Genomic DNA, 11,134 nt, shown 5'->3' on the forward strand with positions numbered 1-11,134 from the left:
TCCCGCTGGCCGCGAAGTAATTTGTTTTAGGGTTTTCCCGGAGTATTTTCATGCGTTCAGTGCTTATCAAAAATGACTATCCCGCGTCCGCCACACGGCTTTGGGCGCTTGCAACGGATTACGACGCCCTTCGCCAGGTGGCCCAAGGAAATGTCGAATTCGACGGACTGCCCCATGGCCGTTTTCAGGCGGGGCAAAAAGTCAGCGTCATGATTTCGCTCTTTGGCATTTTTCCGAAGCGGCCCTACAACATCGAAATTCTGGAATGCGATGAAACCCGTATGGTCCTGCGTACATGCGAGGAGGGCGCCGGGATCAAAAGCTGGCGGCACACGGTAAGGATCACTGAAACCGGTGGCAAAAGTCTCCTGACGGACCAGGTGGATATTGATGCGGGCTGGTTGACCGGGCTTGCAGCCATGCTGGCACGGCACATTTACCGTACGCGCCACAAACCCCGGCTCAAACTTATCGAATCCGGCGTGTACTAATCCGCCAGGGCCCTGTAACCCAATATCGAAGGTAATACGGGGCTTTATACCATGACCGGCCACACCATTACGACGCTTGATCAGCTGACGTCCCTGTACGGCTCTCCCGGGGATACGTCGCTCAAAAAGGTCTCGGACGCGCTCACGCCAGCCTACCGACGGATGATTGAGGCCGCGCCGTTTATTGCCCTTGCATCCTGCGGACCGGAAGGTCTGGACTGTTCTCCCCGTGGCGACCGTGGTGCTGCGGTCACCGTGATTGACGACCGGACGGTCGCCATTCCGGACCGCCGCGGTAACCGCCGTCTCGATACGCTGCGCAATCTCGTGAACGATCCGCGCTGTGCCATTCTGTTCCTAATCCCCGGCGTCAACGAATGCATTCGCATTAATGGCACAGCCGTTCTTTGCACCGACCCGGATCTGACCGCACGTTTTGAAGTGGACGGGATTCCACCCACCTGTGTCATCCTCGTAACGATAAACGAGGTGTACTTCCAGTGCGCCCGCGCCCTTATCCGTTCCGGCCTTTGGGACCCTGCGCTGCATCGCGACCGCGGGTCGCTGCCCAGCGCGGGCGAGATGACCAAATCGGCATTCGATGCCTTCGACGCGATCGCATATGATGCCGAACTGCCCGACCGCCAGGCAAGAACCCTGTACTGAAGCGGTTTTAGCCAGGCTGTCCATCCAGGCTCACTACCTGGTTGCCGTTTTACCTCCGTCCTGCCTAGAGTGCTTTGGAACGGCAGCGACGGAGAGCACATGAAAGTCATCGTACTGGGCGCCGGTGTGATCGGCGTGACGACCGCGTATTACCTTGCAAAACGGGGCGCGGAGGTAACTGTTCTCGATCGTCAGGCGGGTCCCGGCATGGAAACCAGCTTCGCCAACGCGGGCGAGCTGTCGTATGGCATGACGTCGCCATGGGCTGCGCCGGGTATTCCGCAAAAAGCCATCAAGTGGCTGTTCATGCGCCACCGCCCCCTGTTCATCTGGCCGCTGATCAGCCCACCGATGTGGGCCTGGTGCACCAGAATGCTCGCCAACTGCAACGAAACCGCCTACGCGCGTAACAAGGGCCGCATGGTTCGGATATCCAACTACAGCCGCGATGCCTTGACCGACCTGATGGACGAAGTGCCACTTGAGTTCGACATGCGCGAGAAGGGCACGCTTCAACTCTTTCGCACCGAGAAACAACTCAAGGGTTCAAAGGCCGACCAAAAGGTGCTGGCCGACTACAATTCTCCGTTTGAGGTTCTGGACCGCGAGGGCTGTCTCGAGGCCGAACCGGGCCTTGCGCATGTGAAGGACAAATTCGTAGGAGGCCTGCGTCTTACCGCCGACCGGACAGGTGACTGCCGGATGTTCACACTCGCCCTCGCCCAAAAATGCGAGGAGATGGGCGTCGATTTTCACTACGGCGAAACCATCAGGGCATTTGAACGCCGGAATAACAGGATCACAGGGGTTCGGACCGATCGCGGACTTCTGAAAGCGGAACGCTACGTCTGCTGCATGGGCCCCTATGCCACGCAGATACTTGCCACCGTCGGCGTCCGCGTGCCCATTTACCCGATCAAGGGCTATTCCATCACCCTGCCCGTGACTGATTCAGACGCGGCTCCGGCGTCCACCATCATGGACGAAACCCATAAGGTGGCCATCACCCGCCTCGGTGAGAGAATCCGTGTAGCTGGGCAGGCCGAAATCATCGGCTTCAACAAAAAACTCGGGGCGCACGCCACAGATACCGTAAGACATGTGGTGAGCGACCTCTTCCCCAGGGGTGGCGACGTATCAAAGGCCGAAGGCTGGACCGGCCTCCGCCCAATGACACCAGACGGCACACCGGTCCTGGGCGGGACGCAATACTCCAACCTTTTCCTCAACACCGGCCACGGTACTCTCGGCTGGACAATGGCCTGCGGATCCAGCCGCGCCGTTGCCGATCTGGTCACTGAACACGAGCCTGAAATATCCTTCGACGGCCTGACGGCTGAACGGTACCGGCGGACGGGATTTTAGAATTTTGGTCGGTGCCATCTCATACTTCTTTCCATAGCCGGCAAGCTGACTGAACCAGGGATGGGAATGATGAACGCTCCTGACACAATCTGTCAGGGCTACATGCGATCATGAGATGGACAGTCAGGGAGATATTAAATGATCGATCATTCGGGGATCAGTGTCAGCGACTTCAGTAAGTCGAAGGCGTTTTACGAGGCGGCGCTGAAGCCTTTGGGCGGCGCGTTTTTGATGCAGGTGCCGCTGGAGCATACGGGTGGGGTTGCGGTTGGTGGATTTGGTCGCGAGCAGCCGGTGTTTTGGCTGACCGAGGGAGAGGTGCAGAGGCCGCCGATGCATTTTGCCTTCTCCGCGCGCGACCGGGGTGAGGTGGATGCGTTTTACGAGGCCGCGATTGCCGCCGGCGGGACGGACAATGGCGGCCCGGGACCGCGGCCACACTACCATGAGAATTACTATGGTGCGTTTGTGCTGGACCCGGATGGGAACAATATCGAGGCCGTTTGCCACATGCCGGAATGAGAGGCGGCCGCGGCGGTCAGACCGCGGCCTTGAGGCTTTCCTCAATATAGATCTCGCGGAGACGTTTGGCTGTCGGCCCGGGTTCGCCGGCACCGATTTTAGTACCATCAATCTCCACCACCGGCATGACGAAGGTTGAGGCTGATGTTATGAAAGCCTCAGCCGCGTTTTTGGCCTCTTCAATGGTGAAGGAGCGCTCCTCCACACGAACCTGATGCTCTCGCGCATAGCGCAGGACGGCGGCGCGGGTGATACCGTGCAGGATGGCGTTGGACAGATCGCGGGTGATGAGCGTGCCGTGCTCATCAACGATGTATGCATTGTTCGAGGTACCCTCAGTGACGTAGCCGTCCTCGATCTGCCAGGCGTCATCGCAACCGGCTTTCTTTGCCTGCATTTTCCCGAGGGACGGGGCCAAAAGCTGCACGGTCTTGATGTCCCGCCGACCCCAGCGGATGTCGGGGATGGAAATGACGCGGATGCCGGTTCTGGCGGCGGGAGCGTCGATGATGGGTTTTGCCTGCGTGAACAGGACGAGGCTGGGTGTGGCGTTTTCCGGGAAAACAAAATCCCTGTCGGCGGCACCACGGGTGACCTGGAGATAGATACCGCCCTCGGTCAGGTCATTGCGGTTGATGAGTTCGCGATGGATCGCCTCAAGCTCCGCGTCGGTTACCGGGGCATCCATGTCGAGTTCCGAAAGGGACCGGTGAAGACGGGTCATGTGGCCGGCGAAGTCGATGAGTTTGCCGTCGAGGACGCTTGTCACCTCATAGACCGCATCGGCCATAAGGAAGCCGCGATCAAAGATTGAGATTTTAGCGTCGGTTTCGGGAAGGTAGTCGCCGTTGACGTAGACGGTGCGGGTCATGTTGCGTGGCCTTTCATATCAGCCGCCTCAATCGGCGTGTGTTTAGTGACAGGATCTGGCGTTCAGCCCCATAATTCCGGAGTTGAGGGGTGGAGGCCCGCATCATCGAATTTCAGGGCATGACGGCGGTCGGCCCCGAGCAAAAGGGGTGCGTCCAGATCAACGACGTCGACGCCCTGGGCCACGAGAACGGCAGGGGCGATGGAAAGGCTGGATTCGACCATACAGCCCACCATGACCTTGAAGCCGTCCGCTTCGGCAGCGGCGCGCAGTGCAAGCGCTTCGGTCAAGCCACCGGTTTTGTCCAGTTTAATGTTTATCATGTCATATTTTCCGCGCAAATCCGCAAGCGATGCGCGGTCATGGCAGCTTTCATCGGCGCATACGGGCAGGACACGATCGAGGTCACCCAGGGCATCATCGTCTCCGGCCGGCAGTGGCTGCTCGACCATCTCCACGCCCAGTCTGATAAGCGCCGGAGCCATTTCGCTGTAGCTTTCCGCAGTCCAGCCCTCGTTGGCATCAATGATGATGCGGGGCCTGGGTGCACCTTCGCGCACCGCTTCCAGACGGGCGATACCGCCCTCGCCGCCGAGTTTGATCTTAAGGAGTGGACGCCAGGCATTTTGGGCAGCCTGCTCACGCATTGTAGCCGGATCCTCGAGCGACAGGGTGTAAGCCGTGGTCACCGGTTTCGGATCGGGAAGTCCAGCCAGTTGCCAGACACGTTTGCCGGACCGTTTGGCTTCCAGATCCCAGAAAGCCCCATCGACGGCCGCGCGGGCGGCCCCGCCTGGAAGGAGGTCCTGCAGGCTTTCACGGGTTACACAAGACGGCAGACCATTGATGAGTTCAGCGGCGGACTGAACGGTTTCGTTATAGCGCGGATAAGGCAACCCCTCGCCACGGCCGGTGAAACCGCCATCCTCGATGGTGGCGGTGATCACCCGGGCCTCGGTCTTGGAGCCACGACTGATCGTAAAAGCACGTGCCAGAGGGAAGACGTCCTCGGTGACGGTGATTTTCATTTGAGCGCATCCACAAGGCGTTCGGCACCGTGACGGTAAGGATCGACCGCGGGCAAACCCATCCGGTCCTCGGTTTCCTGCAAATATTTATGCGCCTCATCTTCGGTCAGGGCGGCGGTGTTCACGGAAATGCCTGCGACGTAGACGTCCGGGCTGACGATACGGGCCATTGTGAGCGAGAGGTCGCGCAGGTCCTCCAGTGATGGCAGTTTGTAGTCCGGCAGCCCACGCATGTGTGGGCGGGTCGGCTCATGGCAGAGCACAAGCGCATCGGGCTGGCCGCCGTGAATGAGCGCCATGGTCACACCGGAATAGGAGGCATGGAACAGGCTGCCCTGCCCTTCAATTACATCCCAGTGGTCGGGGTCGTTGTCCGGGGTCAGCCATTCGATGGACCCGGCCATGAAGTCTGCGACAACCGCGTCGAGCGGCACTCCGTGTCCGGTGATAAGAATTCCGGTCTGGCCGGTCGGACGGAAGGTCGCCTTCATTCCGCGTTTGACCATCTCACGCTCAATGGCCATGCCAGTGTACATTTTCCCCACCGAGCAGTCCGTGCCCACGGCCAACAGGCGTCTGCCGGAGCGGTGCTTGCCGTTGCCGATCGGAAACTGTGCGCCAGGGACTCGCACGTCATGGAGCGTACGGCCCGTGGTCATGGATGTTGCAATAAGCTGCGGTTCGTCGCGCAGTAGATTGTGCAGGCCCGAAGCAATATCCATTCCGGCATTCATTGCTTCAACCAACACCTTTATCCAGGAGGCCGAGATCACGCCGCCGCGGTTCGCCACCCCAACCACAAGGGTTTTGGCACCGGCAGCGGCAGCTTCCTCGATACTCATGTCCTTCAGACCCATATTCGCCTTGCAGCCTTCCATGCGGTACTGTCCGACTGCGGCCTCGGGGCGCCAGTCCTTGATACCCTGCGCCACTTTTGCCGCAAGGGGATCCGGAGCGTCGCCAAGGAAGAGAAGATATGGTGAAGCGATCATGATTTGGCCCCCTGCCTGTGTCATTGCGTTAAGCATTCCTAACGGATGACGTGGACAATTACATCGCGAATGCGGCGGAAGGTTCCTGAAATTTGCCGAAGATCGAGCGTCGGAAGCGGTTAGTGCGCAAAATTCTGCGGCTCAGAGTAACAGACGCGTCAATTTCTTCGTCAAAAAAGGCAAAATTTGCTCTGGCCTCCCGAGCAGCAAACCGTCGTCAAATTTCCTGAATATCTCAAGGAAGAATCCAACGGCGGCCACATGTCCTAAACGACCGCTGCGCGACGACGATGCCGGCAGCGAAGAAGAACCCGTTGGTTTCTGAAAACCGTCAGATTAGACAGCAAAATCCCGCGGCGGCAGGTCGCGGGCCGGAGTGCGACGTTTGAAAGCACAACGCATGACGTCACCGGAAGGATCACTGACAACAATGAGGCAATGAGCGAGCAGGTTGTTGCCGTCATAGATCTGCGCAAAACCGCGCTCTGGTCCGCCATCACATGCTTCGATCACGCAGTCGTCCTCGCCAAGATCAAGGATGCGAAAGCTGTCCCGTCCCGTACGCAGGGACATGCCCGCGCCGACGCGTTTCTCCAAAACAACGGGGCCGGTCTGCCAGTTGCCGTGTCCAGGATGCGTCATCTCGGGTCCTCCAACTATCCCGCACCGCAGCGAATCTGCAGCGCCTCGATTTGAATGGAAGCACGGAGAAGTTAACAGGAACAGACATTTTTTTGTGACGGTTTTCTAATTGTGGCATTCCCGTATTTGGCATGATTTTCCGGCCTTGCCCGGGGAACGGCGCGACCGATGAAAGAGCAAAAATCGCAGTAAGTTTCGAAACGTTGGAATGGTTTGGAGGCGTCGAAGAGTGGCGTCTGCCGGGCGTTTCGCTTGTCACCCTTCGCCAATCTATTGCTTTTGCCCTTATCTTGTATATTAGATAATCCAAATATCCCGTGACCGAAACTGGTTCGGGGCCAAATTGGGTGGGAACGGAAATTGGGTACCAATCGCCGTAGTGATAAAGGATGAAAACAGGGAATGAAGTTACCCTGATTCAACCTCATGGGGGACGCCCGTGAGGAAACCAACTGCCGCGCACCCCACTCGAAGACCACGGGCCCCCAGCCAGCCACCAAAGGGGCCGGCCCGGTTCACGGACGCCGTTGGCAGGACCAGCGCAAACCTGCTGTATCAGGACCTGCACGAAGCGATTGTGACCATGCGTCTAAGGCCCGGGGATCCGATTTCCGAGAGCCGCGTGGCGGCGGAACACGGGGTCAGCCGCACCCCGGTGCGTGAGGCGATCCTCAGGCTCGCCAAGGAAAAACTCGTCGAAATTGTACCGAAATCCGGGACGTTTGTCGGACGCATACCGATCTCGTCGCTCGTAGAGGCGATTGTCGCACGGCGCGCTCTTGAAGTTTTAAACACGAAACGGGCGGTCGAACTGGCCACGCCGAACCGTGTCACGGAATTTCGAGCCATGCTGGACCGACAGAGGCAGATTGCGGCGGGTGGCGACCTCGAGCGGTTTCACAGAGCAGATGAGGATTTTCATGCCTCCATCGCCGAGGCAGCCGGGTATCCCGGCATCTGGGACCTGATCCAGCAAATCAAGCTGCAGGTGGACCGCTATCGGCAACTGACCCTGCCTCTTGAGGGGCGCATGGACCTTATCGTGGCCGAGCACGGCGACATCGTTGACGCGATGGAGTCAGGCGACCCGGACGCGGCGGGGCAGGCGATGGAAACGCATCTCGATAAGCTTCAACTGGACATTCAGGTCTTCCAGGAAATGTGGCCCGACTATTTCATTCACGACCGCGACATCGAAAAACAGATTTAACACGGGGGAGCGGCGCCGGTTCGTCGCGGAAAGGCAACCATGAACATCAGAACCATCCAGGTCAGTAGCCCGACTGAAACGAAGGGCTACGACACCGGCGAACTTCGTCAGAATTATCTGCTGGAGGATCTGTTCGCGCCGGGTGAAATCCGGATGACCTATTCGCATATCGACCGGACGATTGTCGGCGGCGTGGTGCCTTTGGAGAGCAGTGTCGATTTGCCCGCACCAAAGCCGGTTGGAAACCCGAACTTCCTTGACCGACGAGAAATGGGCGTTTTTTGCATCGCAGGCGCAGGAAGTATCGAGGTCGATGGCGAAGCCGTGGACATGGCGGCGACGGATTGCCTTTACGTGCCTATGGGCTGCAAATCAGTGCGGTTTCTGAGCGCGGACGCGGCATCTCCCGCGCGGTTCTATCTCGTTAGTGCGCCAGCCCATCACCGGCACGCCATGCGCAAGATAACGGCTGAGGACGCGATCCGGCATGATCTGGGGCAACAGAGCGACGCGAATGTGCGGGTACTGCGCCAGTACATTCACCCGGACGTGGTGGACACCTGTCAGCTTGTCATGGGAATGACGGCAATTTCCGACGGCAGCATCTGGAACACCATGCCCTGCCACACGCATGACCGCCGCTCGGAGGTGTATCTCTATTTTAACATGGAGGCTGCGACACGGGTGTTTCACTTCATGGGAGAGCCGACCGAGACGCGACATCTCGTTGTTGCGAATGAACAAGCCGTCCTGTCGCCGGGGTGGTCGATCCATAGCGGTGCGGGAACCGGAATTTACTCCTTCATCTGGTCGATGGCGGGTGACAACCAGGACTTCACGGATATGGATTTTGTGGCGATGGAGGATCTGCGATGAACCCGTTTGACCTGACAGGCAAAACCGCAATCGTCACGGGCGCCAACACGGGTATTGGTCAGGCCATCGCCGTGGGCCTCGCGCAGGCTGGCGCGAAAGTGGCTCTGGTTGGGCGCTCCGACATGGCGGAAACGCGGGCGGCGATAGACGGTGAGAGCCTGGAAATCCGTGCGGATCTGAGCACGACAGAGCCGATCCAAAGAATCGTGGACGAGACGCTGGCCTGGTCGGGTCAGATCGATATTCTGGTGAACAATGCGGGCATCATCCGGCGCGACGATGCGATTGATTTCACGGAACAGGACTGGGACGACGTGATAAACGTCAACCTTAAGTCACTGTTTTTCCTCAGCCAGGCGGTGGCGCGGCATATGCTGCCACGCGGATCGGGGAAAATCATCAACATCGCGTCACTGCTGTCGTTTCAGGGTGGTATCCGCATTCCGTCCTATACGGCTTCCAAGAGTGGCGCGGCGGGGCTGACGCGGCTTCTGGCCTGCGAGTGGGCCGGTCAGGGTGTGAATGTGAACGCGATTGCCCCCGGCTACATCGAGACGAACAACACCGCGGCACTGCGTGCTGATCCGGAACGAAACGCCGCGATTTTGGGGCGCATTCCGGCGGGATACTGGGGTAAAGCCGAGGAGATTTCGGGGGCGGTGACGTTCCTCGCGTCTGCGGCGTCGGACTATGTGCACGGGGTTGTGCTGCCGGTGGATGGGGGCTGGCTGGCGCGGTAGGGAAGTTTCTCCTCCCAGCCGTACCATGCCAACCTATCTCCCCCGGTTCGAGCGAAGAAACAAGGTCAGAATGCCAGCTAGGGGCATAAAGGATGTCAAGATGAAGATGGTGGTAAGGCTGGTAACATCAGCAAGCCAGCCCAGTGCTGCGGCACCGAGTCCTGCGACGCCGAAGGCCGTGCCGTAGAAAATGCCTGAGATCATGCCGATGCGGGCGGGCATCAGGCTTTGGGCGTGTACGACGATGGCGGGAAAGGCCGAGGCAATCACCGTAGCGGCGAGAAGGGCAGCCGCGATACCAGCGACGGGGCCGAGCCACGGGAATGCCAAGGCAAACGGCAATGCCGCCCAGAAAGAAAATCCAATCACCGGGCGGGTGCCGATGCGGTCGCTGAATGATCCGCCGATGAGGCCACCTCCGGCCACTGCCGCATGGAAGGCAAAGAGCACAACCAGGCCGGATGCTTCCGACATGGCGAAGCGGTCCATGCTGTAGAAGACCAGATATGACGAAAAGCAGGCGACATAGAGGTATTTGGCACAGACCAGCGAGACGAGTATGGCAAGCTGGCTGACGGCTCCATTCTCGCCGGTTGCTGCGATGGGAGTTGATTTGCGGGTGACAGACGAAGCCCGGATGCTTGAATTGGGGTTGGTTATATACACGTTTATGAGCCGGCGGAACTTCACACGGCATTTCCGGGCAAACGTGGGCCTGACATTTGTGAAATGGCGGACACGGGCCTGCGTGCTGGCCGCCATTTCCCGACTTGTGGCCGGGGAGCAAGAGAGGCGGATCGCGTTCGACCTAGGCTATGACAGTGCGGCGTCCTTTGCGGCAATGTTCCGGCGCGCGACAGGGGTGCAGCCGTCGCGCTACCGGAGGGACTATGTAGTGGACTCATAAGTTCTTGTCCAAAGTCTGGCTGAAGCAAGGGCGACGGCCGCGAGATAGGTGACTGCGAGTTTCTCGAAACGGGTGGCGATGCGGCGGAAGTGCTTGAGCTTGTTGAAGTATCGCTCCACCAGGTTCCGTTGCCGATAGATCGCGCGGTCGACGGATCGCTGGACCTTTCGGTCGCGTTGGGTCGGAATGTGGGCAGCGGCGCCGCGCGCCTCGATCCGCGCGATCAGTGCCATCGCGTCATAGCCGCGGTCGGCCACGACATGATCCGTTCGCGTGAGGCTGTCGATCAAGGCAGGGGCCGCCGCCTTGTCGCTGGCCTGACCGGGACTAATCGACAGCCGGATCGGCAGACCCGCCTCGTCCACGACCGCGTTGATCTTGGTGCTCAGTCCGCCACGAGAGCGGCCAATGGCGTGATCCGCGCCCCCTTTTTTGCGCCCGCCGCGTGCTGGTGGGCCCGGATGATGGAGCTGTCGATGAAAGCCATGGATTCTGGGGACTGCGCCGCCAAGGTATTGAAGACATTGACCCAAACGCCAGCCTTGGCCCAGCGGTTGAAGCGGTTGTAGACTGTGGTGTAGGGGCCGTATCGCTCGGGCAGATCGCGCCAGGGCGAACCGGTGCGCAGGATGTGGAATATCCCGTTCAATACACGCCGGTCATCCACCCGCGCCACCCCGCGAGGCTTGTCCGGTAAGAGCGGTTCGATGATCCGCCACTCCACATCGCTCAAATCAAACCGCGCCATGATCCAACCTCCGTTTTGAAGAAGTGAATCACACCCAAAGCCCGATGAGAATCCTGTTTATGAGTACAGAGCCTAG

General features: G+C 59.3%; 14 protein-coding genes. 8 read left to right on the forward strand and 6 right to left on the reverse strand.

Annotated elements, in window-relative coordinates:
* Window positions 1–50: 50 nt before the first annotated feature.
* From ACP15P_RS16945 to ACP15P_RS16960, 4 genes are all read left to right on the forward strand, one after another.
* Window positions 51–491: a hypothetical protein gene (locus ACP15P_RS16945; RefSeq protein WP_424929642.1), complete on the forward strand. Its 441-nt coding sequence runs from the start codon at window positions 51–53 to the stop codon at window positions 489–491.
* 51 nt (window positions 492–542) lie between these two features.
* Window positions 543–1,157 (forward strand): pyridoxamine 5'-phosphate oxidase family protein, encoded by a 615-nt coding sequence (locus ACP15P_RS16950; protein ID WP_424929643.1) that lies wholly within the window; start codon window positions 543–545, stop codon window positions 1,155–1,157.
* A 99-nt stretch (window positions 1,158–1,256) separates the two neighbouring features.
* The gene (locus tag ACP15P_RS16955) at window positions 1,257–2,522 is read left to right on the forward strand and encodes a D-amino acid dehydrogenase (RefSeq protein ID WP_424929644.1); all 1,266 of its coding nucleotides are present in this window, start codon (window positions 1,257–1,259) and stop codon (window positions 2,520–2,522) included.
* Between the two features lie 138 nt (window positions 2,523–2,660).
* Window positions 2,661–3,044: a VOC family protein gene (locus ACP15P_RS16960; RefSeq protein ID WP_424929645.1), complete on the forward strand. Its 384-nt coding sequence runs from the start codon at window positions 2,661–2,663 to the stop codon at window positions 3,042–3,044.
* Between the two features lie 16 nt (window positions 3,045–3,060).
* Here the strand turns inward: ACP15P_RS16960 and ACP15P_RS16965 are convergent, their stop codons facing one another.
* The 4 genes from ACP15P_RS16965 to ACP15P_RS16980 form a co-directional block, all read right to left on the reverse strand.
* Window positions 3,061–3,915 (reverse strand): D-amino-acid transaminase, encoded by an 855-nt coding sequence (locus ACP15P_RS16965; protein ID WP_424929646.1) that lies wholly within the window; start codon window positions 3,913–3,915, stop codon window positions 3,061–3,063.
* Between the two features lie 62 nt (window positions 3,916–3,977).
* The gene (gene dgcA, locus ACP15P_RS16970) at window positions 3,978–4,943 is read right to left on the reverse strand and encodes an N-acetyl-D-Glu racemase DgcA (RefSeq protein WP_424929647.1); all 966 of its coding nucleotides are present in this window, start codon (window positions 4,941–4,943) and stop codon (window positions 3,978–3,980) included.
* On the reverse strand, window positions 4,940–5,935 hold the full coding sequence (gene dgcN / locus ACP15P_RS16975; protein WP_424929648.1) for an N-acetyltransferase DgcN: 996 nt from the start codon (window positions 5,933–5,935) through the stop codon (window positions 4,940–4,942). The genes dgcA and dgcN overlap by 4 nt, the downstream gene beginning before the upstream one ends.
* Window positions 5,936–6,271: 336 nt before the next feature.
* Entirely contained in the window at window positions 6,272–6,577 is a 306-nt protein-coding gene (locus ACP15P_RS16980; protein WP_424929649.1) for a hypothetical protein, read from the reverse strand.
* 439 nt (window positions 6,578–7,016) lie between these two features.
* On the opposite strand from ACP15P_RS16980, the gene ACP15P_RS16985 reads away from it, so the two are divergent.
* From ACP15P_RS16985 to kduD, 3 genes are read left to right on the forward strand one after another with little or no spacing between them, the layout of a single operon-like run.
* Window positions 7,017–7,787 carry a GntR family transcriptional regulator gene (locus tag ACP15P_RS16985; protein ID WP_424929650.1) on the forward strand — a complete coding sequence of 257 codons (771 nt, stop codon included), beginning with the start codon at window positions 7,017–7,019 and terminating at the stop codon, window positions 7,785–7,787.
* A 39-nt stretch (window positions 7,788–7,826) separates the two neighbouring features.
* Window positions 7,827–8,663 carry a 5-dehydro-4-deoxy-D-glucuronate isomerase gene (gene kduI, locus ACP15P_RS16990; RefSeq protein WP_424929651.1) on the forward strand — a complete coding sequence of 279 codons (837 nt, stop codon included), beginning with the start codon at window positions 7,827–7,829 and terminating at the stop codon, window positions 8,661–8,663.
* Window positions 8,660–9,403, forward strand: a complete 744-nt coding sequence (gene kduD / locus ACP15P_RS16995) for a 2-dehydro-3-deoxy-D-gluconate 5-dehydrogenase KduD (protein ID WP_424929652.1) — start codon at window positions 8,660–8,662, stop codon at window positions 9,401–9,403. The genes kduI and kduD overlap by 4 nt, the downstream gene beginning before the upstream one ends.
* Window positions 9,404–9,436: 33 nt before the next feature.
* On the opposite strand, the gene ACP15P_RS17000 is transcribed toward kduD, so the two are convergent.
* Window positions 9,437–10,069 carry an MFS transporter gene (locus ACP15P_RS17000; RefSeq protein WP_424929653.1) on the reverse strand — a complete coding sequence of 211 codons (633 nt, stop codon included), beginning with the start codon at window positions 10,067–10,069 and terminating at the stop codon, window positions 9,437–9,439.
* Between the two features lie 4 nt (window positions 10,070–10,073).
* Here ACP15P_RS17000 and ACP15P_RS17005 point away from each other — a divergent pair, with 4 nt between their 5' ends.
* Window positions 10,074–10,310, forward strand: coding sequence for a helix-turn-helix domain-containing protein (locus ACP15P_RS17005; RefSeq protein WP_424929654.1), 237 nt, complete (start codon window positions 10,074–10,076; stop codon window positions 10,308–10,310).
* On the opposite strand, the gene ACP15P_RS17010 is transcribed toward ACP15P_RS17005, so the two are convergent.
* A protein-coding gene (locus ACP15P_RS17010) for an IS5 family transposase (protein WP_424929249.1) occupies window positions 10,292–11,058 on the reverse strand; the annotation gives its coding sequence in 2 pieces (ribosomal slippage) (window positions 10,292–10,734 and window positions 10,734–11,058; 768 coding nt in all). The two genes, ACP15P_RS17005 and ACP15P_RS17010, sit on opposite strands and share 19 nt — an antisense overlap.
* Window positions 11,059–11,134 lie beyond the last annotated feature (76 nt).

It is taken from the genome of Amaricoccus tamworthensis (assembly GCF_049800875.1).
GTDB classification, from domain to species: Bacteria; Pseudomonadota; Alphaproteobacteria; order Rhodobacterales; family Rhodobacteraceae; genus Amaricoccus; species Amaricoccus tamworthensis.

What these genes read in the sequence shown, in the direction of transcription:
- dgcN (WP_424929648.1), bottom strand. Translation starts at nt 5,935, where the DNA reads ATGATCGCTTCACCATATCTTCTCTTCCTTGGCGACGCTCCGGATCCC.
- ACP15P_RS16945 (WP_424929642.1), top strand. Translation starts at nt 51, where the DNA reads ATGCGTTCAGTGCTTATCAAAAATGACTATCCCGCGTCCGCCACACGG.
- ACP15P_RS16955 (WP_424929644.1), top strand. Translation starts at nt 1,257, where the DNA reads ATGAAAGTCATCGTACTGGGCGCCGGTGTGATCGGCGTGACGACCGCG.
- dgcA (WP_424929647.1), bottom strand. Translation starts at nt 4,943, where the DNA reads ATGAAAATCACCGTCACCGAGGACGTCTTCCCTCTGGCACGTGCTTTT.
- kduI (WP_424929651.1), top strand. Translation starts at nt 7,827, where the DNA reads ATGAACATCAGAACCATCCAGGTCAGTAGCCCGACTGAAACGAAGGGC.
- ACP15P_RS16960 (WP_424929645.1), top strand. Translation starts at nt 2,661, where the DNA reads ATGATCGATCATTCGGGGATCAGTGTCAGCGACTTCAGTAAGTCGAAG.
- ACP15P_RS17005 (WP_424929654.1), top strand. Translation starts at nt 10,074, where the DNA reads ATGAGCCGGCGGAACTTCACACGGCATTTCCGGGCAAACGTGGGCCTG.
- ACP15P_RS16965 (WP_424929646.1), bottom strand. Translation starts at nt 3,915, where the DNA reads ATGACCCGCACCGTCTACGTCAACGGCGACTACCTTCCCGAAACCGAC.
- ACP15P_RS16980 (WP_424929649.1), bottom strand. Translation starts at nt 6,577, where the DNA reads ATGACGCATCCTGGACACGGCAACTGGCAGACCGGCCCCGTTGTTTTG.
- ACP15P_RS16950 (WP_424929643.1), top strand. Translation starts at nt 543, where the DNA reads ATGACCGGCCACACCATTACGACGCTTGATCAGCTGACGTCCCTGTAC.
- kduD (WP_424929652.1), top strand. Translation starts at nt 8,660, where the DNA reads ATGAACCCGTTTGACCTGACAGGCAAAACCGCAATCGTCACGGGCGCC.